Genomic DNA, 24,599 nt, shown 5'->3' with positions numbered 1-24,599 from the left:
ATGCTTGATGTTGCATTTGTAAAAATGCATGTTGCATTGAAACATTGATGAAATATCTGGCGATATGCAATAGATCGTCTCATGAAAACTACCTACCTTAAGAAGTTTTCTTAATCATGCACTCGCTCTATTTGTATATGTAGATACAGAAATTTTTTATAAAACTATAACAGTTCAGTATGGTTTCGAAGGTGTGCTATAGTTTTTTTTCAATCATCTGTAGCTACATATTAAGTCCTCTAAAGTTCAGAATAAAAATGAACAGGATTTACCGTCGACCTAAACCAACTTTCAAGACTCAATGTGAACGCTGCTTTAGATTTTATTTAAGCACATGATTATGTTCTTCTTTTCTATTTCCATTGTTGTTTTGCGTAGGGTCCGGTTGCTGCGTGTTTCTTAAAGACCTGAGTGTAAGTGTAGCGCTTCTAAAATAGCTTGGATGTTAAAAAATGTTTATTACTTCTCAACTCAATGTTCTACATAAAATTATTAAAAATCAGTCTATTTCTACCTTGGTAATAGATCAGTTAGAACAGACTTATGTGAACCTTGAAGCAACTTTACTTAGAGCGAAAGTACTCAGAGACTTTTCTAAAACTCAAACGGTTTATTTAATTCAGTCTCATATTGAGCCACAGCAAAGCAGTTTGGCTTATCTATTCTCGCCATTTATTTTTGCGAACCTAAACAAAGCTGCTATTTATACAACACCTGCAACACCACCTGTGCTTACTATTCTTAATAAATACTATCAAGCTGACAAGAAGGTTGTGTTTAAGGTAGATGAGGTTTTAGAGAGCCTAAAAATATATCTAGATTTGGAATTAATAGAGATGGGAGAAGCTGACTTTATTTATTTAAAATTAATCAAAGCATTATGTCGAAGCGATATCTCCACAGTTTTTTTAATAACACATTTAGGGCTTGATTTAGAGGCTTTAAAGCAACTTGAACAGTTCTTAAAAATAAAAATTCATTGGGTGAAAATCGTAAAACATGAGGGTCTAAAAGGCTTAGATCAGCTAGATATGCGTAAATTATTATTTAAAAATAAAGATGAAGCATATGTACAGTTATGTGCTCATTTTGCGCAAATGAATGCAGCACTGGTCGGGTTATGCGATACGTTTACTGCTAGTCAAATGACGCATTTAATTGATGATATGTTTTATTCAGAGCATATTTTTGAAAAGTTATCTGTCTATTCAGAATATATGCAAACCTTATTGCAAAGTCAGCATAGTCTTACCAAGAAAGAGATCGCTTAGGGCGGTCAGGCTTTTGATTGATGTTATATCAAGATTGAATACTGTTATAAAAAAATAATCGTTTTCATGTGAAATAAATATTTTATGGTAAAAGCAAAGCAATATTGGTTTTACTTACATGACAAATTTAAATTTTGAGCATCATCTCGGTTCCTTAACACACGCTGCACTAAGCCAGGCCTCAATTATTTCTCGCGTGTGGGGTGAAGGGCCAACTGAGCGTTATGATGAATTGGCAAAAAATTTCAGACCAACTTTTGCCCGTATTAAAGAAGGGGCTTTAATCCGTGAGCAACAGCATATTTTGCCTTATGAACAACTTCAGTGGCTCAAAGATATTGGTTTTACACGGCTAAGACTTCCCAAAGCTCATGGTGGCTTTGATGCAACCATTCCTGAATTATTTGCATTGCTCATTGAACTTGCAGAAGCTGATTCAAACTTACCCCAAGCTTTACGTGTGCATTTTGGTTTTACTGAAGATGTCTTGGTAAGTAAAGATAAGTCGTTTCAACAGCGCTGGCTAAGCCGAATTGCAAATGGGGAAACAATCGGTAGTGCATGGTCTGAAGGCGGGAAAGAGTCAATTGATCAGTTTGAAACACACTTATATCGAGATAGTGACGGAAAAATTCGCGTTAAAGGCAAAAAATACTACACCACAGGGAGCCTATATGCAGATTGGGTGGATGTTGGGGTAACAGATTTAAAAGGAGAGTCTGGCTCGGTCGTTGTTCACCGTGAAGATGAAGGTGTTGAAATTGTCGATGACTGGAATGGCTTTGGACAGCAGCTTACTGCAAGTGGTACGGCATATTTCCATGATGTATTGGTCGATGAAACTGAAATTTTACCTGATGATGACCGTTTTAAATATTCAGCGGCTTATTATCAACTGGTCCAACTGGCAATCATTACAGGTCTAGGGCGTGCTGCAACCTATGATGTTTCTCAAGCTGTAGCAAAACGTACCCGAAACTACACGCATGCAAATGCTCAATTTGTAAAACAAGATCCGCAAATTTTACAAGTCGTAGGACAAATTCGTGGCGCAGCTTACAGTGCAGGAGCGATTGTTGAAAAAGTTGCACAAAGCTTACAGCGTGCTTACTTAGCTGCATTTCAAAATAATGAACAGCTTGAAGAAGAACAAAATGCACTTGCCGAGCTTGAAAGTGCGCAGTCTCAAACGGTCATTACCGATCTAATTTTAAATGCTTCTACAATTTTATTTGACGCTTTGGGTGCTTCTGCAACAGATAAAGATTTAAGTTTAGATCGGTACTGGCGTAATGTGCGGACTTTAGCTTCACATAACCCGAGAGTATTTAAAAATCGAATTGTCGGTGATTTTAGTGTAAACGGTACATTACCACCGTATCAATGGCGAATAGGGAATGTTGCTAAACAATAAATTATAGTTTTAGATATTAAGCTGCTATTTTTAGCGGCTTAATATTATTTTTATTTCTTAAAATAAATTATAAAAATCTATTAGAATAAAATCATATTTTGTTTGGGGTATATATTATAAAGAAAATATAAAAATTGCTTTAGTATAAAAATTAAATAAAATGCTGGTTGTTATTTTATGACTAAGAGAATTAGTTTTAACGCTTTTGAAATGAATTGTATTGCTCATCAATCTCCTGGATTATGGCGACATCCTCAAGACCGATCTGTTGAATATAAAGATTTAGAATATTGGACAGATTTAGCCCAAATTCTTGAGCATGGTTTTTTTGACGGTATTTTTATTGCAGATGTACTTGGCATTTACGACGTTTATCATCAAAGTGCCGAACATGCCTTAACAGGGGCAGTGCAAGTTCCAGTCAATGATCCGCTACAGATTGTGCCAGCGATGGCGGCAGTCACAAAGCACTTGGGTTTTGGTGTCACAACTTCGATTTCCTTTGAGCATCCTTATCCTTTTGCTAGACGTATTAGCACGCTAGACCATTTAACCAAAGGTCGAGTTGGTTGGAATATCGTGACGTCTTATTTGGAAAGTGGTTCAAAAAACTTGGGTCTAAAAACTCAGGTTAATCATGACAATCGTTATGATATTGCCGATGAATATTTAGAAGTCCTTTACAAACTTTGGGAAGGGTCTTGGGAAGAAGGTTCGGTACTTCGTGACCGTGAAAGCGGTATTTTTGCTGACCATAAAAAAGTGCATCCAATTCAGCACGAAGGTAAATACTTTACTGTACCGGGCATCCATATTTGTGAGCCATCACCGCAGCGAACACCAGTACTTTATCAAGCGGGGGCATCTTCACGTGGGCAGAAGTTTGCGAGTCAAAATGCCGAGTGTGTATTTATTGCAGCGCCGTCTAAAATTGCCACTAAAAAAGTGGTACAGGGCATTCGCCAGAAATTGGTTCAAGAAGGCCGCGACCCGTACTCAGTTAAAATTTATGCACTTTTGTCGATTGTCACTGATGAAACAGATGCAAAAGCACAGGCTAAGTTTAAAGAATATCAAAGTTATGGCAGCTATGATGGCGCTTTAACATTGCTGTCTGGCTGGTCTGGTGTAGACTTTTCACAATACCAGCCAACTGACAAAGTTGAATATATTCAAACTAACGCCATTCAATCTTTATTAGATTCTTATGTAAATGCAGACCCAGAACGTGTCTGGACTATTGAAGAAATTGCAAATTGGAACAGCTTAGGTGGGAATGGACCAGTATTGGTGGGTTCGGCAGAAACCGTTTCGGATGCTCTACAACAATGGGTTGAAGATACCGATGTCGATGGCTTTAACCTTGCCTATATTTTGGCGCATCAAACCTTTGCCGATGTGGTTGAGTTTATTGTGCCAGAATTGCAAAAACGAGGGGTATATCAAACTTCATATGCACAAGGAACATTAAGAGAAAAACTATTTGGTGCTGGGCCATATTTACCTGAAAATCACCGCGGTGCAAAATATCGTAATCTAAAAGAGTTAAAACTTGCTGAGGCGAGTTAATATTTTAGGAAGCCTTTAAATAAATAGCTGGTTAAATACCAGCTTTTATTTTGTCTTTTTATATCGGTTTTACTGCTGAGTTAATAATGAAAAGATAATTCTATAATTTAGATTAAAACATCAGATTAATTTGTTTTTGTATTATGTGAATAATCATTATTTTGTTCCTGTTATTAAAGTTTAGGAATTATTAAGTGAGCACACAAGAACTCGATCATAACCATCGTTATGAAATTAAATCTCCCGATGATGTTTCACAATTAATTTCCAAATTTGCAGGGAAGGGTAAATCGAATAAAGTTATTTGGTTGGCACTGATTGGGGTGTTTATTGATGCCTATGATTTAACAACGCTGTCCTTTGGTATTGAGCAAGTTATCTCAGAGTTTTCTTTAAGCCCTGTGATGACTGGTGTGGTGGCTTCAGCAATTGTCTGCGGAACCATTGTTGGTAACCTGATTGGTGGTTGGCTGACAGATAAAATTGGCCGTTATCGAGTCTTTATGGCAGACATGGTGCTCTTTGTTATTGCGGCAATTGTCGCAGGTTTTGCACCAAATGTATGGGTTCTGATTGTAGCCAGATTCATTATGGGAATTAGTGTGGGTATTGATCTGCCTGTTGCAATGTCATACCTATCTGAGTTTTCCAAGTTTAACGGTAGTAGCAACAAGGCAGCGCGTTTAGCCGCATGGTGCCCAATGTGGTATGCCGCTTCTTCGGTGTGTTTTGGCCTAGTTTTGGCACTTTATTTTCTTTTACCCCCTGAACATAGCAACTGGTTATGGCGAGCATCTTTAATTTTTGGAGCAGTGCCAGCGTTACTCATTATTTTTATTCGCGGTAAATATTTAACTGAATCACCAATCTGGCTTGCAAACCAAGGTGATTTAAAAGGAGCAGCTCAAGTTCTACAAGAGTCTTATGCAATTCATGCAGTCGCTACAGTCGAAAAAGTAGAAAGAACTGCTGAAAACAAAAAGCGTGAGGGTTTTGCTGTTTTATTTAATAAAACCTATTTACCAAGAACGATTGTGGCCATTGTGATTCACATTTCGGTGGCATTTCAGTACACGACCATTGCCTTCTTTTTACCTTCTATTTTAACGCGTTTCTTTCATACCGATGTCTTGACGACCATTACCACCACACTTGGGCTTAATTTATTATTTGCATTTACGGGCGGGCTGTTAGGTGTATTTGTTGCTAGTAGATTTAAATCTCGGCATGTGCTGCTTACAGGCTTTTTACTCCAGTTTATAGCCCTCATTGCTTTGGCATTAATTGGTGAACCTGGTAATAGTTTTTTACTCTACACCGCAATTGGAATGCTCGGTTTATGGCTTTTTGCCGAAGGCTTTGGGCCAGGTGCACAAATGATGGTGTATCCTACTATGGCTTATCCAGCTTCGATTCGTGGTGTTGGTGTGGGCTTTAACCGTGCAGTAACGGGTGTTGCTCAAGCAATTGCTTTGTTTGTTTTACCGATCTGGATGGCGGGATATAAAACCGACGTTTATCTGATTATTTCTATCTTTGCGTTTATTCCTTTAATTGTGATTGGACTACTGATTAAGTTTGAGCCTACCGCCCAAGATGTTGATGTGATTGATGAAGATAAAACAGAACTTCCTCTCAATAATTCGCCAGTAATCGACTAGCGTAAAATTAGATATCTAAATGAAAACAAAGGCCAACATCTGTTGGCCTTTATTTTTGGATTTAGAAGTAATAAGCAAAAATTACAAACGCTTTTTTATTCCATTTATTATTGCTTCCACCAGCCGCAAGGCCTTCACTGTCTCCTAGATATGGGTCATGTTTACCAATGAGTAATTCGGCTTGTACTGTCAATTTTTGATAGTTAAAGGCAATGCCGGGAATAAAACGGGTGGAGTCTTTAAAGCCATCTTGCTCTTTTCGATAAGAACTATAGTTTAGGTAAGGGCGAACAGAGGTAATTGGGCCAAACTGCTGAGGAAATAAATAGCTCAGTTCGGCTGAGTAAATCTGACCTTTGGTTGCCGAGTTAAATGAATAATCGAAACCGCCCAAAGTCAGATGATCTTTATATTCAGTGTCGGCATTATCAATGTCTTGATAACCAGCCAAAAGCTGTAAATTCCATTGGTTATAATTGGTATTGCTAAAAACTGAATAGACTTGGCGATCGCCATCTTGCCCTGAACGTTTATTTTCAATAGTGGAATACCATGCAGAGGCACCCAGTTGAGTAGAGAAATTTTCTTGGCCTAAGATATTTTTAAAGGTATGAGCGCCGCGAACAACAATGGAGTTCTTTTCTTTAGTATTGGTGCCTTGTGGTACAGAGTCATCTGCATTGACAGGGTTGATACTAAATCGACTCGAGTCTTTGCTTTTACCTCTATAGGTGCCACCATCGGTAGGATAAAAGGCGAGTTGTGCTTCATTGATTCCATCATTGAAATCATATTTTACCCCAAGGTTGTGTACATCTTCCCAACCAGCACTATTGGCAATGCCTAAATAATAAGTATTTCCCCAAAAGCGGCCCAAGCCAAAAGGAACGGGGTTTAAGCCAGCAATAATTTTACTGTTGTCATTAATTTTATAACCCAACCATGCATCGGTGAGCCAGTTGGCATCGCCTAAATGCCCGTAATATTCATAAACCCGATAATCTAGGCGACCAATCCATTTCGGGGAGTTGTAGTCCAGCCATAAGACCGCATCATTAAAAGAAAATTTACTGGTAGACGGTTCAGAGTCGAAATCATAAACATATTTAGCCCGAACAGTACCACTCACTTTAAGTTGGCCTTCTTCAGCATTACCAAAGGTAAGCGCTGCATGACTTGAGAGGCTGAATGTAATGAAAGACGTTGTAATTAATGTTTTTTTCAAAATTTGAGAATGTTTAAACAAAAGAATTTTTCTCCTCTTAAAAATAAAAATTAAATTTGCGTCATGTATAAACCAGAAAAAGATTTGTCCAAATCTCAATATTTGCAGAAGTTTTAAGATAAAAAGATAATAAAATCTGATCTTTATAAAAAATGGCGAAAATTGATTAGGCGCAAAACGTCTAATGCGATAGGCCAAAAGAAAAAATGATTAAAGGCGAGTAGGATAAAATACTAGAGGGCATATGTCAGGCTTTTCCAAACATATGATTTGGGAATATCGTTTTTACTTATTGATATATAAGTATTTTAATTTTGTATCTATTCTATAAGATTACTTAAAATTTGCTTTTTACCAAAAGATAAAAACTTATGAAGAAAAGTTATTTATAAAAACCAGATAAGCAACTCATATTTTTTTATTTTTCATTATAAAGCCAGCTGCATACCATAGGCTTATATTATTGAAAGATCATGAAATTATGAGCACGAAGACCAAACCGTTGATTGTCACGGCAATTGTTATCGTCGCAATTGTTGCATTTATCGTATGGCAAAATAAGAAAGACAATAATGCAAGTGCTTCAGTTCGTGATAACAAACCTGTTGTGATTGCTTATCAAACTGGGGTTGACCCAAGCAAAGTTGCACAGGCTAACGGAGACTATGAAAAAAATAGTCAACGTAATATTAAATGGAAAAAATTTGATGCAGGCTCAGATGTTGTAAACGCACTTGCTTCAGGCGATGTTGTACTTGGCAATATTGGTTCAAGTCCACTTGCTGCTGCGGCAAGCCGTGATTTACCGATTGAAGTATTCTTAATTACATCAAAACTTGGTGGGTCTGAAGCATTAGTGGTAAGTAATAAATCAGGCATTAAAACTCCTCAAGATTTAATTGGCAAAACCATTGCTGTACCGTTTGTTTCAACTACGCATTACAGTCTTTTGTCGGCACTTAAACATTGGAACATTCCAGAAGATAAAGTAAAAATTATTAACTTGCGTCCACCTGAAATTTCAGCTGCTTGGGAACGTGGTGATATTGATGCTGCCTATGTTTGGGAACCTGCTTTAAGTAAAACCAAAGCATCTGGTACGGTTTTAACTGACTCGAAACAAGTCGGTGAATGGGGCGCTCCAACTTATGACTTATGGGTTGTGCGTAAAGATTTTGCAGAGAAAAATCCTGATTTCTTAAAAGCTTTTGTTAAAACTACGCTTGAGCAGCTTGAAAAATATAATCAAGATCCAGCCGCTTACGTTAAAGATGCCGATAACGTGCAAAAAATTGCACAGCTTACAGGTTCTGATCCAAAAGATATCCCGCTTTTATTAAGTGGAAATATTTACCTTGACCGTGCACAGCAAAAACAAACGTTAGATGGTGAATTCGCACAAAATATTTTTGATACAGCGAAGTTCTTAAAAGGTCAGGGCAAAGTTGATCAACTGAAAGCCGATTATAAAGGCAACGTGAATTCTTCATTTTTGCAGCCTTAAGGAGTTGTCATGAGTGTATTAGAAGCCAAACATATTCATCTGACTTTTCCTAAACAGCAAAAGCCAGTTTTACAAGACATTAACCTAACCATTGAAGAAGGTTCTTTAACCGTGATTTTGGGCGAGTCAGGTTGCGGCAAAACAACTTTGCTTAATATCTTGGCAGGATTTCAAAAGCCAAGTTCTGGTGACGTACTTGTAAATCATGAAGTAGTAAATGGACCAGATGTAACCCGCGCTGTTGTATTTCAAGATCACGCCTTACTTCCTTGGTTGAATGTTGCAGATAATGTTGGCTTCGCTTTGCAGTTAAAAGGTTTAAAGCGCGCGGATATCGAAGCACAAGTGAACGCAATTTTAAAAATTGTGGGTTTAAGTCACGTTGAAAAAGCCAATATTTGGGAACTTTCAGGTGGTATGAAACAACGTGTTGGTATTGCCAGAGCTTTGATTAGTCACGCGCCGTTTATTTTATTAGATGAACCTTTTGCCGCTTTAGATGCTTTTACGCGTGAAAACATGCAGCAGTTAGTGCTCGATTTATGGATTCAACAAAATAAAAGCTTCTTTTTAATTACTCATGACATTGAAGAAGCATTATTACTCAGCAATCAGTTAGTTCTGATGACGGCGCATCCAGGCAAAATTGTAGAAACTCTACATCTCGATTTTGCTAATCGATATCGTCAGGGTGAGTCTATCCGCTCAATTAAATCGGATCCTCAATTTATTCAGCTCAGAGAACAGTTATTTGAAAGTTTAAGGGCACAAAAACAAAGCGGTAAGGAGGCGTTACCTACATGAACACTAAAGATAACGTCTATGAATATGACAAAGCAGAGCTTAAACCTGAGTTAAATGTGCAAACAGAAAATGCTTCATTTCTATCGTCATTTTTTGAAAAGCACCACACTTTGGCAGTCAGCATAATTAGTGTGGGAAGTGTGCTTGCACTTTGGTTCCTCATTACTGCTTTGCATGTCGTACCTGAACTGTTTTTACCGAGCCCGCAGGCAGTCTGGCAAAAATTTATATCGGTCAGCCAAGAAGGCTTTATGAAGGCTACTTTGTGGCAACACTTGGCAGCCAGTATCTCTCGTGTGTTTTTAGCCTTGATTGCTGCCGTGGTGATTGGTGTACCACTGGGCTTATGGATGGGCCTGAACAAATGGGTCCGCGCTGTTTTAGATCCTTTGGTTGAATTATTACGTCCAATTCCACCGTTAGCGTATTTACCCTTACTCGTAATTTGGTTCGGTATTGGTGAAACCACAAAAGTACTTCTGATTTTCTTCTCGATTTTGGCGCCTGTCATCATTAGTAGTGCGCATGGTGTGTTAAGCCATCAGCTGAATCGTGAACGTGCGGCATTGTCGTTAGGTGCGAGTCAGTCACAAGTCTTTTGGCATGTCATTTTACCAACGGCTTTGCCTCATATTATTACTGGTATTCGTATTGGTCTTGGGGTGGGTTGGTCAACATTAGTTGCAGCAGAGTTGGTTGCAGCGGACCGCGGTATTGGTTTTATGGTGCAATCGGCAGCACAGTTCTTAATTACCGATACGGTGATTCTGGGCATTATTGTGATTGCGATTGTCGCAGTTAGTTTTGAGCTGTTTTTACGTTGGTTACAAAAACAGTTTTCTCCTTGGTATGGTCAGCAGTTGTAGTAAAGAAGATGAATACAGTAGTAGCAAACTTAAATATTGAAGTGATCAAGCCTACCATTGGCGCAATTATTCACGATATTGATTTGAATGCGTTAAATGAACAGACAACGCAACAAATCCAGCAGGCTTTGCTTGATCATCAGGTCATTTTTTTTCGAAAGCAACAATTAGCACCGCAAGCACAAGCAGACTTGGCACGCAGTTTTGGCACCTTACACGTGCACCCGATTTATCCTTCAATTGAAGATGTACCTGAAGTGATGGTACTCGACAGTTGGAAACAAGATTTGCGTGACAATGAACTTTGGCACACAGATGTGACTTTTAGTAAAAATCCACCTTTAGGTTGTGTATTGCAAGCCATTAAAATTCCACCTGTGGGCGGTGATACTTTGTGGTCGAGTAATACAGCAGCTTTTAAAGGGCTTCCGCTTGAGTTACAGCAAAAATTACGTGGCTTAACTGCAACACACGATATTCGGAAGTCTTTTCCACTTGAACGTTTTGCCCATAACGAAGAAGAACGTGAAAAGCTTTTGCAAACATTTAAGCGTAACCCACCAGTGGTTCACCCAGTGGTACGTACCCATCCGGTTACAGGTGAGCCTTTGTTGTTTGTAAGTGAGGGTTTTACCACTCGCATTAATGAGTTACCTGAACAAGAAAGTGAGCAATTACTTGATTTCTTGTTTGAACATGCGACCCAAGAGCAATTTCATTTACGCTGGAAATGGCAAGATGGTGATATCGCGATTTGGGATAACCGTTGCACACAACATAAAGCATTATTTGATTATGGCGATGCTCATCGCATCATGCACCGTGCAACTATTAACGGTGATGTGCCATTTTATAAAAATGAACAACAGCCAGAGTTAGCTGAAGTTTAATTCTTTAGTTTTCAGTCATTTCAATTCCAACGCAGCGTTTTGAGTTGGAATTGAAACAGTAATTTATTTCTAATGTGCTCCAAATCCTGACAATATGCCTGTGTAACTCTTTACAGGATGTGAGGCCCAATCACCAACTTTGCTGGTTTTTAAATTTAACTGGACTAACATTTCAGCTTGTTTAACTGCTGCTGCAACGCCGTCAATAACAATTACTCCCAATTCGTTTTGTAGTTTTAGGCACAAATCACTCATACCTGCACAGCCCAAAACAATCGCATCGCTTTTATCTTCTACTAGTGCTGTTTTGCACTCATCTCGTATGGTTTGATAAGCGTCTGAGTCAGGAAGCTCCAATTCTTCAACTGCAATGTCACAAGCTCGAACATTTTTGCAAAATGGTGTAGCCCCATAGCGATGAGCCAGATGCCAACTCATATTCACTGTGCGTTGTAAGGTTGTGACCACACTAAAACCATTACTGACATAACTTGCAGTTCGCATAGCTGCTTCGGCAATCCCAATCACAGGTGCCGAAGTCATTTCACGGGCAGCATAAAGCGCAGGGTCACCAAAACAGGCAATAACATAAGCATCTATACCGAGAAATTCACCTTGGCGAATTTCCTCCAGCACACCTACTGCACTTAGGGCCTCATCATAATAACTTTCAATCGTAGCAGGGCCCATTTGAGGACTTACTGCAATAATTTGAGTATCAGAACCTGCGACTATCTTTGCTGATGTTGCAATTTTGTCTGTCATGCTTTGAGTGGTATTGGGGTTAATAATTTTAATTTTCATTGTACTTTTGCCTTCGTCATTGCCGATTTAGCATGGGCAAGCGGTTGACTAAGAAATCGGTAAATGACAAAACCGAATCCCATCCCAATAAACCATGTGAAATTAGCTAGCCCCGATAGTTGTGGTAAAAGTACGCAGAGAATAGGAATTAATGAAGCTGGAATTAAGGCATAAAAGGCAGAGTGGTTATAACCATTTTTGTACCAATACAAACCTTTGGTATCTAAGGTATATAAATCATCTACTACGATTTTTTGTTTTTTAACGAGATAAAAATCGGCGAGCAATACACCAAAAAGTGGACCGATAAATGCACCTAAAATATCAATGGTGTAATGGATCACTTGAGGATTATTAAACAAATTCCATGGGGTAATGAAAATCGAACCAACTGCTGCAATCATTCCACCCATGCGCCAGCTAATTTTGCTCGGTGAAACGTTGGAAAAATCAAAGGCAGGTGAAACAAAGTTAGCGACAATATTAATTCCGATGGTGGCAATCATTAAGGTTAAACTACCCAAAATCACCACAAAAGTATTATCAAGTTTTCCAACCATCTCGACAGGGTCTGTAATGAGTTTGCCGTAGACAGGAAGCGTTGCTGCAATACACACCACAGTAAGTAAAGAAAAGCCTAAGAAATTAATCGGTAGTCCAAGAAAGTTACCCATTTTAATCGCGTTAAAGCTTTTGCCATAACGAGAGAAGTCACCAAAGTTCAGCATCGGTCCTGAAAAATATGAAACAACAAGCGCAATAGCACCAATCATGACTGGTACAACCGCAAAACCGTCGTATTGAACACCGCTCAAGTTTAAATCAATATTTTGCCAGCCAGCTTTCCAGATGAGCCATACTGCCATAGCAAACATTACAACGTAGACAGCTGGACCTGCCCAGTCAATAAACTTACGAATGCTGTCCATGCCAGACCAGAAAACAACCGCTTGCAGTAACCAAAGCAGCATGAAACCAACCCATCCTAAATAGGAAAGCCCGAGAAAGCCGTAAGTTGAAACATCGGCATAGACCGACCATTCTGGAAAGAACTTTAAAATGACCAATAAAAAGGCACTTGATGCCAAATAGGTTTGAATGCCATACCATGCGACAGCAATAAGACCACGAATAACGGCAGGAATATTTGCACCAAGCACACCGAAGGTTGCGCGGCAAATAACAGGATAGGGCGTACCAGTTTGTTGGCTAGACTTGGCAATCAGGTTTGTAAAAAACTGAACTATGGCAATGCCGATCAGTAAAGATAGAAGTACCTGCCAGCTATTGAGACCAAGTGCAAAAAGGCTTCCAGCCATAACATAACCGCCGACACTATGAACATCCGACATCCAAAAGGCAAAAATATTATAAGCGCCCCAAGTTTGCTTTTTTAAAGGAGCTAAGTCTTGATTTGTTAGCTTCGTATCATAAGAAGGCTTAATTATTGCTTCGCTATTATTCATCTTGAACACTCACTTCCCTATGTTGGGCGGGCACGTTCTTCAGCAGCTTGAAATTCTGACTAAAAGAATGAAATTAAAATTGTGCACAATGTATTGTTTGGATTGTGCACAATTTTATTGAGCAAAAGTTATGCCAAACTTGAGATGTAATATTGATGAGTGATTTAGCTTGATACGATTTCGGAATATGAATAGACAAATTTATAAACTGAGATGTGCTTAATTTTTTATAAAAAGTAAATAAATTTAGGTGTATAAGTAGATATTTAGAGATCTAATATTGAATTGTTCAGCTCAGTATATATGTTGTGAAAGTTAGAGAAATATTCCCAAATGCTTAAGTTAAACTTACACTCTTCAAAAGAGATAAAGTTCTAAAAAAGGGGGACGTTAATAAAAATGGAGAAATCAATGTCATCGAGTGCACCAAAAAAAGCCGTAGAAATGAGCAATGATGAAATTGATGACCATATATATAACGCTATTGTAGATGCTATTTTAAATCGACAACTTGCCCCTGGTGCACGTTTAGTTGAAGCACCCTTATGTGAAGCATTTGGTGTAACACGAGGAGTGTTAAGACGTGTTTTTGTCAAACTTGCCCATGATAAGGTTATTGAAATTCAGCCCAATCGTGGAGCACTCATCGCAAAACATAGTGCTCATGAAACAAAAGAGGTCTTTGAAGCGCGCAGCATGCTTGAAATCGCTACTGTAAAAAAGCTAGCTCAAAAGTCACACAGCCTAGATTTTAGTGAGCTTCGAGGCTTGGTCGATCAAGAGTCTAAAGAGCGTTTAGCTGGAAATTGGGCTGAGTGGATTAAGCTATCAGGTCAATTTCATTTAAAGCTAATTGAAGCTAATCAAAATTCGATCATGTCTAGTTATTTGCAGACGCTTATTGCGAGAACTTCGTTATTAATTGGATTGTATGAGATTCCAAAACATAATAATTGTTCGGCAGATGAACACCGTGCAATTTTAGATGCCATTGAACAAGGCGATGAAAAGCGCGCAACTCAATTGATGGAAGAGCATTTAGAACACTACGCAACTATATTTATTGAAGAAAACAGTACAGTGTCTGCAGAGCAAAATTTATTAAATTTATTTAAAAATAAGAAGATAGAAACGCCGCAAACTAACTAAAAATTATGGGCCAATTCCTATGGAAAAGGCCCAGATTGGTTATTTTATGGGAACGATTTGACGTGTTAAAAAATCAATAAATAGTTTTACTTTCTTCGATAAAATCTTACGGTTTGGCCATGTGACATATAAGTGAAGTGGCTGACTAGTGTAATCCTCCAAACACTTCTGTAATTTACCTTCTTTGTAGTAAGGCTCTGCAATAAACTCTGGAAGAAAAACAATACCGTGATTCTTTAGACACATATCTAATAATAATTCACCATTATTACAGGTCATCACAGGGAAGCAATTAAAAGACACTTCTTTGTGATCTTTTTGAAAAATCAATTTTTTATGTCGGCTATCTTGATAGTAAATCAGAAACTTATGTTCTTTAAGTTCTTCTAAAGAGGTTGGTAGTCCATGCTGATTAAAATACTCAGGCGTTGCATATAAATATCGTTGATAAGTATTCAAAATTTTACTATTTGCCAAATTTGGAGGAGAGCCATCAACACGAATAGTTAAATCAAATTTATTATTATTCGTGTCTAATAGCTGATCAGTCATGAATAAATCAATTTTAATGCTGGGATATTTCTCTATAAAGTCTGAAATAATATGTTGAAGAAAAATATTGCTAAAAGACATTGGAGTATTAAGCTTGAGTTCGCCTTCAGGGTACTGCTGATTGTAGCTAATTTCATAAGCAGCCCATTCAAACTCACTTAAAATGACTTTGCTATGTTGATAAAATTTTTCCCCACAACTGGTCAGATTCATTTGTCTGGTTGTTCGATTTAATAGCGTTGTTTTTAAATCATTTTCGAGGTAGCAAACACGTTTGGCTACCAAATCACGAGAAATATCGAGTGCTCTAGCTGCGCTACTAAAATTCCCATGTTCTACGACACTTACAAAAGTGGAAATACAGTCTAATCGATCCATGGATAACTAAAAATTAAAAAATATATATCCATGATTAAACTATAAAAATTAAAAAGCAATCATTGATTTGATTGTATCCATACAGGATACAGATTCGAGCTGTTTTGCTGTCTATGTTTTTACATTTTTATTTGTTTTGATAATAACCAGTAGGCAATTTTAAAAGCCTTATATAATGAATAATGGAGTTTAGACGTGAATAAATCACTTTTAGAACAACTATCACCAACCAATTGTCAGGTTATTTTTATTGATCACCAGCCGCAAATGGCTTTTGGGGTACAGTCAATAGATCGCCAAGTATTAAAGAATAATACTGTAGGGTTAGCAAAAGCAGCTAAAACATTCAATATTCCTGTCACGATTACGACAGTTGAAACTGAAAGCTTCTCTGGTCATACCTACCCAGAACTTTTAGATGTATTTCCAGATGCTCCTTTACTAGAACGTACTTCAATGAATTCATGGGATGATCAAAAAGTACGGGATTCGCTTGCAAGAAATAATCGTAAAAAAGTGATTGTTTCAGGTTTGTGGACTGAAGTGTGCAATAACACCTTTGCTTTTGGCGCCATGCTTGAAGGCAATTATGAGATTTATATGGTCGCAGATGCTTCAGGCGGTACATCGAAAGAAGCACATGACTACGCCATGCAGCGCATGATTCAGGCAGGTGTGGTTCCAGTAACTTGGCAACAAGTATTACTCGAATGGCAGCGTGATTGGGCACACCGTGATACATACGATGCAGTTATGGCGATTGTACGTGAGCATTCTGGTGCTTACGGTATGGGTGTGGACTATGCCTATACGATGGTACATAAGGCACCTGAGCGTACAACATCAAAACATGAAGTACTTGCACCCGTTCCTGCAAAATAAAACAGTACTGATTTAGATAAAGGTATGTCTAGTATTCAATATTTAAGTGATATTAATACAGATATATCTTTATTTTTTAGAACGATAATTCACAAGAATGGAGTTCAGAATGACCGAAATAAACCTCATACTTAAAAACGGTAAAATCACAACACTAGATCCTCAAAACCCTGAAGTACAAGCAATTGCGATTGCAGATGGTAAAGTCGTCCGCACGGGTACAACTGATGAGGTTATGAAACTCGCAACTCCAACAAGTAAAGTTGTAGACTTAAATGGTCGTCGCGTTATACCGGGTCTAAATGACAGTCATTTGCATATTATTCGTGGTGGCCTCAATTACAATATGGAACTGCGCTGGGAAGGTGTGCCATCCGTTGCCGATGCGTTACGCTTACTCAAAGAACAAGCAGATAATACGCCAGCTCCACAATGGGTTCGTGTCGTAGGCGGTTGGACTGAATTCCAGTTTGCTGAAAAGCGTTTACCGACTTTAGAAGAAATTAATAAAGCTGCGCCAGATACTCCAGTATTCGTTTTACATCTATACGCTAGTGCCATGTTGAACCGAGCTGCCCTTGATGTATTAGGCTTTAACAAAGACACACCAGACCCGCCAGGTGGCAAGATTATACGAAATGAAAAAGGTGAGCCAACAGGACTGCTGCTCGCAACGCCATCGGCTATGATTTTATATTCGACCTTAGGGAAAGCACCAAAATTGCCAGTTGAAGATCAAGTCAATTCAACTCGTCATTTCATGCGTGAACTGAACCGATTAGGCATTACTTCTGCAATTGATGCAGGCGGTGGCGGTCAAAATTATCCTGAAGATTATGATGTGATTAAGCAATTACACGACCAAAATCAAATGACCGTACGTATTGCTTATAACCTATTTGCTCAGAAGGCAGGCCAAGAGCTTGATGATTACCGCCGCTGGACAGAAATGACATTTCCGGGCGATGGTGATGAACTATTTAGAATGAATGGAGCCGGTGAGAATTTGACGTGGTCTGCAGGTGACTTTGAAGATTTTTATGAGCCACGTCCTGATTTACCAGAAAAAATGGAAGGTGAACTCGAAGCCATTGTAGAGCACTTGGCTGAAAAGAAATGGCCATTCCGTATTCACGCAACCTATGATGAAAGTATTAATCGTTTGCTCAATGTATTTGAGCGAGTAAATGCTAAACAGCCATTTGCGACCCGATTTATTATTGACCATGCCGAAACTGTAACTGAGCGCAATATCGAACGTATTGGTGCGTTGGGTGGTGGTATTGCCATTCAACACCGTATGGCATATCAAGGTGAAATTTTCGTAAAACGTTATGGCGCCGAAGCCGCTCAGGCAACGCCACCAGTCAAGAAAATGTTAGAACTCGGTGTTCCTGTTGGTGCGGGGACAGATGCGACTCGTGTTGCGTCTTATAATCCTTGGGTGTGTTTGTATTGGCTGACTACAGGTAAAACAGTGGGTGGCTTACCGCTCTATGATGAAAAAAATCTATTAGACCGTCAAACAGCCCTCAAACTCTGGACGAAAGGTTCGGCATGGTTTTCGGGTGAAAAAGATATCAAAGGTTCACTCACAGCAGGGGAACTTGCTGACTTGGTTGTGCTGTCAGATGACTACTTCAAAGTTGAAGCAGAAGATATCCAGTGGATTGAGTCTGTACTCACTGTTTTAGGTGGCAAGGTGGTGTACGCAGGAGCAGAATTCAAGCAAGATGATCCGCCGTTACCACCAGCTTCACCAACATGGTCGCCAGTAAAACGTTTTGGTGGTCAGTGGCGGTTATCTGAAAATCGTAATGCACCATCCAATGAGTCATTACAGTCACAAAGTGCATTGTGTGAATGTGCTAGCAGCTGTGGAATGCATGGACACAGCCATGCTTGGATGCTTGACGTTCCTGTAAATGATAAGGACAAAAAAACTTTCTGGGGTGCACTCGGTTGCTCGTGTTTTGCATTTTAAATAAACAGTATGGGAGCCTGCCGCTTTAAATGGCTTGGTTTTCTAAGGTATGTACCATGAAAATGTACTTATTATCTTTGGCTGTAGGGTTGCTCGTTGGTGTCTTATATTATGTTTTAAATGTGAAGTCACCAGCTCCACCTCTTGTTGCATTAGTCGGTTTATTAGGCATGGTAATAGGAGAGCAGCTACTTCCTTTTATTAAATCCTATTTTTAATGCGTTTCATTCAAAAAAGCTAAGTGGTGCCATGCCATTTAGCTTTTTATATTGGTAAATATCTTCAATTACTTAATACGATGACCTTGCTCATCAATAATCACTTCACCGTCTTCTTTTACAAAATAGCCTAAGTTTTGTGTATCTAAAATATCTAAGACAACCTCAGAAGGGCGGCAAAGTCGTGTGCCTTTTGATGTAACCACAAATGGACGATTAATTAAAATTGGATACTGCACCATAAAGTCAATTAACTGTTCATCGGTCCAATGGTCTTGTTCTAACTCTAATTCTTTATAGGTATTAACATTTTGACGAATTGCTTCCCGTACATTTAAGTTTGAATCCTGAATGAGTTGGATTAGTTCATCTTTACTTGGAGGTGTTTGTAAATATTCAATAACAATAGGCTCAAACCCAGCATGACGAATAAGCGCCAATGTATTTCGTGAAGTTCCACAAGCAGGGTTATGATAGATTTTCACTTGATCGCTCATGATAAATTGATCTTCAAATTAAGTTATTGCATTTATATATGGATATCCATATATTTGCAATAACGAATATATTCTGTTGAAGATATGATCAACCAAGTCGATTTCTTTAAATGTCTATCTGACCAAACTCGGTTAAATATTCTTAAATTAGTTCTAAACAAACAAAATATTTGTGTGTGTGAACTCACCGAACAACTCGAGTTGAGCCAACCCAAAATTTCTCGACACTTAGCCTTACTAAGAACTCATGGCGTATTACTGGATGAAAGAAAAGGCCAGTGGGTCTATTACAGCTTAAATCCTGATTTACCTATATGGGCTTTAGATATTTTAAAGGTGATAGAAAATGACGAGATTGAGACGAGAGTAAAACAACAAGATCAGCCTTTCATCACTACAACGTGCTGTGATTAATCTTCCTAGATTTTGTCTTAGAAAATGCAGATTTATTTAGCATAAGTGTATGAGCCACTTGTGTATTGAATGCAATTAATTTCTTCTTCGAGTAAAACATGACCAAACAAGGACTTTCCTTTTTAGATCGAAATCTAACGCTATGGATTTTTATTGCGATGGCTTTAGGTTTAGCCATTGGAGTTTTCTTTCCTCAGGCATCTGTGTATTTAAATAAGTTAAGTGTAGATAACGTTAATATTCCGATCGCAATCGGCTTAATTTTGATGATGTATCCGCCATTGGCAAAAGTGGACTATGCGGCTTTACCAGAAGTATTTAAGGATAAGAAAACCTTAACTTTATCGTTGATACAAAACTGGATTATTGCTCCAGTTTTAATGTTTATTCTTGCAATTGTTTTTCTGCATAGCTATCCGGAGTATATGACAGGCCTTATTTTGATAGGCTTAGCACGTTGTATTGCAATGGTATTGGTCTGGAATGGCTTAGCTTGTGGAGACAACCAATACGTTGCAGCTTTGGTCGCCTTTAATAGTATTTTTCAGATTTTATTTTTTAGCACCTATGCATGGTTGTTCTTAACTTTCTTGCCGCCATATTTTGGTGTGGCAGGGCAAGTGATTGATGTCAATTTCTGGACCATCACCCATGCTGTTTTGCTCTATTTGGGTATTCCATTTTTAATGGGATTCTTAACTCGTTTGCTTTTAGTTAAATCAAAAGGGTTAGATTGGTATCAAACCAAGTTTTTGCCAAAGATCAGTCCAATCAGCCTTATTGCTCTGCTCTTCACCATTGTTGCTATGTTTAGCCTAAAAGGTGGTGATGTGGTGAACTTACCTTTAGATGTATTACGTATTGCGATTCCACTCACGATTTACTTTGTAGTGATGTTCTTTATTAGTTTCTTTATGAGTAAACGGATGGGGAATAACTACCCACGTACCACTGCTATTTCATTTACTGCAACGGGAAACAACTTTGAGTTGGCATTGGCTGTAGCCATTGCAACCTTTGGTTTGGCATCACCAGTTGCTTTTACTACAGTGATCGGGCCATTGGTTGAAGTACCAGTGCTGATCTCACTGGTTTCGGTTTCGCTTTGGTTAAAGAAAAAGTATTACTCTTAAAAAATCGCAAAATTTATTTGAACTATTTTCTAAAGATCACTAAAAAAGTGCCTATATATAGGCACTTTTTATTGTCTGGCTTTTAAACTTAAGTCATTGTCGGTAAAAGTTTTTGCATGAGTTCAATGAAGTTTGAAACTTTAGCTGAGTTTTCATTTTCTCGTGTAATCAAATAAATAGGCGCATTTAGTTTTATCGAATCATCAAACTCGCGATAGACGATTTCATGGTCCCAAAAGTTATGCATTGATGCTGGTACAATACTAATTCCGATACCGGCAGCCACTAAATTGAGGGTCGCAGTAGGGCGCGGCGCTTCTTGAATAATACGCGGACTAAAACCTGCCCGATAGCAGCTATATAAAATATTGTCATATAAACCTTGCCCTGAAGAGCGACGGTATAAAACAAAATTTTCCTCTGACAAGTTACTTAAACTAATTTTTTTCTTCTGTGTAAGCGGATGACCGATAGGTAAGGCCACCACCATGGGTTCATCTAATATATGAAGATGCTTCAATCCAATATCGCGGCTAATTGGTGCTCTTAGAAAAGCAATATCAAGTTTTTCTGAAATTAACCAGTCCAGTTGCTTTTGACTGCCTGCTTCTTCAAGTTTGGTTTGCACAGCAGGGTACATTTCCCGATACGAACGTAATACGAGTGAAATGAGTGGATGTAAACCTGCGGAACTTGTAAAACCAATATTAAGCTGTCCTGTTTTACCTTGGCTAACGTCTTGGACCAATTTAGGAATATGGCGGGCATGTTCTAATAAAAGTTGTGCTTCTTTAAATAATGCTAAACCTGCTTCTGTCGGTTCAATCCCGCGCGGTTGACGAATAAGTAACTGGGTACCGAGTTCTTCTTCAAGTTTTTTGAGTAAACGCGTTAGAGGAGGCTGTTGAATAAACAAACGGTTTGCTGCATGCGTAATATTTCTTTCTTCAACCACTACAACAAAGGCATGAAGCTTATGTAAATCGAGCATAGAAATACCTTTAGGGTATGGCTAACGAAAATAAAAGCATTTGTAGATATACCACAAAAGTATCATTCTATCTTGGTCAGATAAAGTGAAAAGTAACGAAAATGAACCATGTTGAGATTGCCGTGCAGAAGGAGAGTGTACCTACCTGCACAGAGTTATTTTTAGGTTTTTTAACATTAGGTTTAATGGGATTTGGTGGTGTTTTGCCTTTAGCCCGCAAAGTTATTGTAGAGCAAAGGCAATGGCTAAGTCCTGAAAAGTTCATCGAGTTACTTGGTTTGTGTCAATTTTTACCGGGCGGCAATATTATTAATTTATCTGTTGCGATTGGCATGGAGTTTCGCGGTGTCCGTGGAGCAGTGAGCTCACTTATTGGTTTGATTCTTGCACCTACCGTCATTGTTGTACTTTTACATTATGTTTATGAACAGTTCCAAGACAACTTGATGGTTAAACATCTTTTCGAAGGTTTAGGAGCAGCAGCAGCTGGGCTTTTGGTTGCAACAGGATTGAAAATGATTAAGCCTTTATTACGTAATCCAATAGCGATGTGTGTTGTCGTAGCTGCAATTGTCAGTATTGCTTTTCTAAAAGTTCCTTTACTTTTGACTATGTTGATTTTATTGGCACTTTATTCATCTATTATTTGGAGACGTGTGTAATGGGCGCAGTTCTACTTGCTTTAGCGATCATTTTTACTCAGTTGTCTCTTATTGCATTTGGTGGCGGAAATACAATTTTGCCTGAAATGCAACGCCAAGTAGTCGACATTCATCATTGGATGACTGCGCAGGAATTTAGTGCTTTGTTTGCCATGGCGCAAGCAGCTCCTGGTCCAAACATGATGATTGTACCGTTGGTAGGGTGGCATGTAGCAGGGTTGTCAGGTTTACTTGTGGCTTCCACTGCTAAATTTTTACCGTCATCTCTTATTACTGTATTTGTAATGAGAGGCTGGTCTAAGTTCAAAGACAAAAAATGGCGCCGTGTTTTACAGCTTGCTTTACAGCCTGTGACAGTTGGAACAGTGCTTGCCAGTGCTTGGATTATTTCTGAGGCGGCAGCAATAAATACTTTACTTATCATTATGGTAGTCATTGCGACTTTATTGTCTTTAATTAAAAAAGTTCATCCCTTGCATGTTTTGATTGCTGGGGCTGTATTTGGTGTGATGTTGCTCTAGTTGAACCAGTTTGCTGACCTGCGCTGGGATAAGTTCAGGTTGGCTTTTTTTTAATTTGAAGTAAGTAATAATAAAATCTAAAAAACCGATCAAATACATAAAAACATACTGTTTTACCTATTCATTGTTTTCACGTACTATGCATCTATTGAAAGAATTTGGATGCATTGGAGTAAAAACAGATGTTAGATCAAAACATTAAAACTCAATTAAAAGCTTACCTAGAACGTTTAGAAAGTCCAATCGAATTAGTTGCTGCTTTGGATAAATCAGATAAAGCTGCTCAAATTAAAGAATTAGTAACTGAAATCGCTGAGCTTTCTGAAAAAGTAACAGCCCGTTTTGACGGTAACAATACACGTCGTCCAAGCTTTGGTGTGGCTAAAGCAGGTGAACAGCCTCGTGTGTTCTTTGCAGGCTTACCAATGGGACATGAGTTTACATCTTTGATCTTGGCACTGTTACAAGTGTCTGGCTATGCACCTAAGGTGTCGGATGAAGTTTTAAATCAAATTAAAGGTTTAAACCTCAAAGCCAACTTTGATGTATTCGTATCACTTAGCTGTCATAACTGTCCGGACGTGGTACAGGCGCTTAACCTGATTGCCATTTATAACCCGAACACTACGGCAACCATGATTGATGGTGCTTTCTTCCAAGACGAAGTGGAACAACGCAAAATCATGGCTGTGCCGATGGTATTCCAGGACAATGAGCACATTGGTCAAGGTCGTATGACGCTTGAAGAAATTGTGGCAAAACTTGACACCAACTCGGCTGAAAAAGACGCAGCAGCACTCAATGCCAAAGATGCGTTTGATGTATTGGTGATTGGTGGTGGACCTGCGGGTGCAACAGCAGCAATCTATGCGGCACGTAAAGGCATTAACACAGGTATCGTGGCTGAACGCTTTGGTGGTCAGGTCATGGATACCATGGACATTGAAAACTTCACTTCTGTGCAAAAGACTCAAGGTCCTAAGTTTGCTGCCGAGATGGAAGCACATGTTCGTGAATATGATGTTGATATCATGAACCTGCAACGTGTTAGCAAAATCACGGGTGCCAACCAAACTGCAAATGGTCTGGTTGAAGTTGAACTTGAAAACGGTGCAAAACTTGAATCGAAAACTGTGATCCTTTCAACAGGTGCACGTTGGAGAGAAATGAATGTACCGGGTGAAGCTGAATACCGTACCCGTGGTGTAGCGTACTGCCCGCACTGTGATGGTCCACTGTTCAAAGGTAAACGTGTTGCCGTGATTGGTGGTGGTAATTCAGGTGTGGAAGCTGCAATTGACCTTGCAGGTATTGTTGAACATGTAACTCTGGTTGAGTTCGACACTAAACTTCGTGCAGACCAAGTTTTACAAAACAAACTGCATAGCTTGCCAAACACAACTGTGATTATGAATGCTTTAAGTACTGAAGTGTTAGGTGACGGCTCACAAGTGACTGGTCTTAAATACAAAGACCGTGCGACTGATGAGGAGCATGTGGTAGAGCTTGCAGGGATCTTTGTACAGATTGGTTTATTGCCAAACACTGACTTCTTAAAAGACAGTGAAGTTGAGTTAACCAACCGTGGTGAGATCATTGTCAATGACCGCAATGAAACCAATGTGAAAGGTGTATTCGCTGCAGGTGACTGTACAACTGTGCCTTACAAACAAATCATTATTGCCACAGGTGAAGGCGCTAAAGCATCACTCTCTGCGTTTGATTACATCATCCGTTCTGGGCA

The 24,599-nt window shown here is 38.8% G+C and carries 23 protein-coding genes; 17 read left to right on the top strand and 6 right to left on the bottom strand.

Features of this window, described 5'->3' with window-relative positions:
- Positions 1-452 precede the first annotated feature (452 nt).
- From J576_RS09205 to J576_RS09190, 4 genes are all read left to right on the top strand, one after another.
- Entirely contained in the window at positions 453-1,271 is an 819-nt protein-coding gene (locus J576_RS09205) for a hypothetical protein (protein WP_002049408.1), read from the top strand.
- Between the two features lie 118 nt (positions 1,272-1,389).
- Positions 1,390-2,685, top strand: coding sequence for an acyl-CoA dehydrogenase family protein (locus tag J576_RS09200; protein WP_002049435.1), 1,296 nt, complete (start codon positions 1,390-1,392; stop codon positions 2,683-2,685).
- A gap of 177 nt (positions 2,686-2,862) precedes the next feature.
- Positions 2,863-4,254 carry an LLM class flavin-dependent oxidoreductase gene (locus J576_RS09195; protein WP_002049413.1) on the top strand — a complete coding sequence of 464 codons (1,392 nt, stop codon included), beginning with the start codon at positions 2,863-2,865 and terminating at the stop codon, positions 4,252-4,254.
- 194 nt (positions 4,255-4,448) lie between these two features.
- The gene (locus tag J576_RS09190; protein WP_002049442.1) at positions 4,449-5,915 is read left to right on the top strand and encodes an MFS transporter; all 1,467 of its coding nucleotides are present in this window, start codon (positions 4,449-4,451) and stop codon (positions 5,913-5,915) included.
- 61 nt (positions 5,916-5,976) lie between these two features.
- On the opposite strand, the gene J576_RS09185 is transcribed toward J576_RS09190, so the two are convergent.
- Positions 5,977-7,161, bottom strand: a complete 1,185-nt coding sequence (locus J576_RS09185; RefSeq protein ID WP_002049424.1) for a hypothetical protein — start codon at positions 7,159-7,161, stop codon at positions 5,977-5,979.
- Between the two features lie 442 nt (positions 7,162-7,603).
- Here J576_RS09185 and tauA point away from each other — a divergent pair, with 442 nt between their 5' ends.
- From tauA to tauD, 4 genes are read left to right on the top strand one after another with little or no spacing between them, the layout of a single operon-like run.
- Positions 7,604-8,644, top strand: coding sequence for a taurine ABC transporter substrate-binding protein (gene tauA, locus J576_RS09180; protein ID WP_002049377.1), 1,041 nt, complete (start codon positions 7,604-7,606; stop codon positions 8,642-8,644).
- Positions 8,645-8,653: 9 nt separating this feature from the next.
- Entirely contained in the window at positions 8,654-9,448 is a 795-nt protein-coding gene (locus tag J576_RS09175; protein WP_002049389.1) for a taurine ABC transporter ATP-binding protein, read from the top strand.
- Positions 9,445-10,314, top strand: a complete 870-nt coding sequence (tauC, locus tag J576_RS09170; protein WP_002049451.1) for a taurine ABC transporter permease TauC — start codon at positions 9,445-9,447, stop codon at positions 10,312-10,314. The genes J576_RS09175 and tauC overlap by 4 nt, the downstream gene beginning before the upstream one ends.
- 8 nt (positions 10,315-10,322) lie before the next feature.
- Positions 10,323-11,204: a taurine dioxygenase gene (gene tauD, locus J576_RS09165; RefSeq protein ID WP_002049419.1), complete on the top strand. Its 882-nt coding sequence runs from the start codon at positions 10,323-10,325 to the stop codon at positions 11,202-11,204.
- A gap of 69 nt (positions 11,205-11,273) precedes the next feature.
- Here the strand turns inward: tauD and J576_RS09160 are convergent, their stop codons facing one another.
- Positions 11,274-12,008 carry an aspartate/glutamate racemase family protein gene (locus tag J576_RS09160; protein WP_002049383.1) on the bottom strand — a complete coding sequence of 245 codons (735 nt, stop codon included), beginning with the start codon at positions 12,006-12,008 and terminating at the stop codon, positions 11,274-11,276.
- Positions 12,005-13,474 (bottom strand): NCS1 family nucleobase:cation symporter-1, encoded by a 1,470-nt coding sequence (locus J576_RS09155; protein ID WP_002049453.1) that lies wholly within the window; start codon positions 13,472-13,474, stop codon positions 12,005-12,007. Before J576_RS09155 ends, J576_RS09160 begins: the two co-directional genes overlap by 4 nt.
- 399 nt (positions 13,475-13,873) lie before the next feature.
- On the opposite strand from J576_RS09155, the gene J576_RS09150 reads away from it, so the two are divergent.
- Entirely contained in the window at positions 13,874-14,623 is a 750-nt protein-coding gene (locus J576_RS09150) for a GntR family transcriptional regulator (RefSeq protein WP_081400909.1), read from the top strand.
- Positions 14,624-14,662: 39 nt separating this feature from the next.
- On the opposite strand, the gene J576_RS09145 is transcribed toward J576_RS09150, so the two are convergent.
- Positions 14,663-15,553, bottom strand: coding sequence for a LysR family transcriptional regulator (locus J576_RS09145; RefSeq protein WP_002049374.1), 891 nt, complete (start codon positions 15,551-15,553; stop codon positions 14,663-14,665).
- A gap of 195 nt (positions 15,554-15,748) precedes the next feature.
- On the opposite strand from J576_RS09145, the gene J576_RS09140 reads away from it, so the two are divergent.
- The 3 genes from J576_RS09140 to J576_RS19660 all read left to right on the top strand — a co-directional run bounded on the left by J576_RS09140 (position 15,749) and on the right by J576_RS19660 (position 18,637).
- Positions 15,749-16,435, top strand: a complete 687-nt coding sequence (locus tag J576_RS09140; protein ID WP_002049459.1) for a hydrolase — start codon at positions 15,749-15,751, stop codon at positions 16,433-16,435.
- Positions 16,436-16,544: 109 nt separating this feature from the next.
- The gene (locus J576_RS09135; RefSeq protein ID WP_002049446.1) at positions 16,545-18,419 is read left to right on the top strand and encodes an amidohydrolase; all 1,875 of its coding nucleotides are present in this window, start codon (positions 16,545-16,547) and stop codon (positions 18,417-18,419) included.
- Between the two features lie 56 nt (positions 18,420-18,475).
- Positions 18,476-18,637: a DUF1427 family protein gene (locus J576_RS19660; protein ID WP_000784879.1), complete on the top strand. Its 162-nt coding sequence runs from the start codon at positions 18,476-18,478 to the stop codon at positions 18,635-18,637.
- 68 nt (positions 18,638-18,705) lie between these two features.
- Here J576_RS19660 and arsC read toward each other — a convergent pair whose 3' ends face one another.
- Positions 18,706-19,134 carry an arsenate reductase (glutaredoxin) gene (gene arsC / locus J576_RS09125; protein WP_002049399.1) on the bottom strand — a complete coding sequence of 143 codons (429 nt, stop codon included), beginning with the start codon at positions 19,132-19,134 and terminating at the stop codon, positions 18,706-18,708.
- Positions 19,135-19,218: 84 nt separating this feature from the next.
- Between arsC and J576_RS09120 the strand changes: the two genes are divergently transcribed.
- The gene (locus J576_RS09120) at positions 19,219-19,548 is read left to right on the top strand and encodes an ArsR/SmtB family transcription factor (protein ID WP_002049426.1); all 330 of its coding nucleotides are present in this window, start codon (positions 19,219-19,221) and stop codon (positions 19,546-19,548) included.
- A gap of 98 nt (positions 19,549-19,646) precedes the next feature.
- Positions 19,647-20,681, top strand: coding sequence for an ACR3 family arsenite efflux transporter (arsB, locus tag J576_RS09115; protein ID WP_031951081.1), 1,035 nt, complete (start codon positions 19,647-19,649; stop codon positions 20,679-20,681).
- An 88-nt stretch (positions 20,682-20,769) separates the two neighbouring features.
- Here arsB and J576_RS09110 read toward each other — a convergent pair whose 3' ends face one another.
- On the bottom strand, positions 20,770-21,672 hold the full coding sequence (locus J576_RS09110; RefSeq protein WP_002049450.1) for a LysR family transcriptional regulator: 903 nt from the start codon (positions 21,670-21,672) through the stop codon (positions 20,770-20,772).
- 101 nt (positions 21,673-21,773) lie between these two features.
- On the opposite strand from J576_RS09110, the gene J576_RS09105 reads away from it, so the two are divergent.
- The 3 genes from J576_RS09105 to ahpF form a co-directional block, all read left to right on the top strand.
- Positions 21,774-22,334 carry a chromate transporter gene (locus tag J576_RS09105; RefSeq protein WP_002049422.1) on the top strand — a complete coding sequence of 187 codons (561 nt, stop codon included), beginning with the start codon at positions 21,774-21,776 and terminating at the stop codon, positions 22,332-22,334.
- Positions 22,334-22,855, top strand: coding sequence for a chromate transporter (locus J576_RS09100; protein WP_002049457.1), 522 nt, complete (start codon positions 22,334-22,336; stop codon positions 22,853-22,855). Before J576_RS09105 ends, J576_RS09100 begins: the two co-directional genes overlap by 1 nt.
- A gap of 182 nt (positions 22,856-23,037) precedes the next feature.
- Positions 23,038-24,599: alkyl hydroperoxide reductase subunit F (gene ahpF, locus J576_RS09095; protein ID WP_033855561.1), on the top strand; the 1,562-nt coding region annotated here is incomplete at its 3' end.

The organism is Acinetobacter sp. 766875, from assembly GCF_000582055.1.
GTDB classification, from domain to species: Bacteria; Pseudomonadota; Gammaproteobacteria; order Pseudomonadales; family Moraxellaceae; genus Acinetobacter; species Acinetobacter nosocomialis.
This window is presented reverse-complemented; position numbering and strand designations above follow the sequence as displayed.

Excerpts from the sequence above, each read along its gene's own strand:
- J576_RS09205 (WP_002049408.1), top strand. The coding sequence starts at position 453 with ATGTTTATTACTTCTCAACTCAATGTTCTACATAAAATTATTAAAAAT.
- J576_RS09200 (WP_002049435.1), top strand. The coding sequence starts at position 1,390 with ATGACAAATTTAAATTTTGAGCATCATCTCGGTTCCTTAACACACGCT.
- J576_RS09195 (WP_002049413.1), top strand. The coding sequence starts at position 2,863 with ATGACTAAGAGAATTAGTTTTAACGCTTTTGAAATGAATTGTATTGCT.
- J576_RS09175 (WP_002049389.1), top strand. The coding sequence starts at position 8,654 with ATGAGTGTATTAGAAGCCAAACATATTCATCTGACTTTTCCTAAACAG.
- tauC (WP_002049451.1), top strand. The coding sequence starts at position 9,445 with ATGAACACTAAAGATAACGTCTATGAATATGACAAAGCAGAGCTTAAA.
- tauD (WP_002049419.1), top strand. The coding sequence starts at position 10,323 with ATGAATACAGTAGTAGCAAACTTAAATATTGAAGTGATCAAGCCTACC.
- J576_RS09160 (WP_002049383.1), bottom strand. The coding sequence starts at position 12,008 with ATGAAAATTAAAATTATTAACCCCAATACCACTCAAAGCATGACAGAC.
- J576_RS09155 (WP_002049453.1), bottom strand. The coding sequence starts at position 13,474 with ATGAATAATAGCGAAGCAATAATTAAGCCTTCTTATGATACGAAGCTA.
- J576_RS09150 (WP_081400909.1), top strand. The coding sequence starts at position 13,874 with ATGGAGAAATCAATGTCATCGAGTGCACCAAAAAAAGCCGTAGAAATG.
- J576_RS09145 (WP_002049374.1), bottom strand. The coding sequence starts at position 15,553 with ATGGATCGATTAGACTGTATTTCCACTTTTGTAAGTGTCGTAGAACAT.
- J576_RS09135 (WP_002049446.1), top strand. The coding sequence starts at position 16,545 with ATGACCGAAATAAACCTCATACTTAAAAACGGTAAAATCACAACACTA.
- J576_RS19660 (WP_000784879.1), top strand. The coding sequence starts at position 18,476 with ATGAAAATGTACTTATTATCTTTGGCTGTAGGGTTGCTCGTTGGTGTC.
- arsC (WP_002049399.1), bottom strand. The coding sequence starts at position 19,134 with ATGAGCGATCAAGTGAAAATCTATCATAACCCTGCTTGTGGAACTTCA.
- J576_RS09120 (WP_002049426.1), top strand. The coding sequence starts at position 19,219 with ATGATCAACCAAGTCGATTTCTTTAAATGTCTATCTGACCAAACTCGG.
- arsB (WP_031951081.1), top strand. The coding sequence starts at position 19,647 with ATGACCAAACAAGGACTTTCCTTTTTAGATCGAAATCTAACGCTATGG.
- J576_RS09110 (WP_002049450.1), bottom strand. The coding sequence starts at position 21,672 with ATGCTCGATTTACATAAGCTTCATGCCTTTGTTGTAGTGGTTGAAGAA.
- J576_RS09105 (WP_002049422.1), top strand. The coding sequence starts at position 21,774 with ATGAACCATGTTGAGATTGCCGTGCAGAAGGAGAGTGTACCTACCTGC.
- J576_RS09100 (WP_002049457.1), top strand. The coding sequence starts at position 22,334 with ATGGGCGCAGTTCTACTTGCTTTAGCGATCATTTTTACTCAGTTGTCT.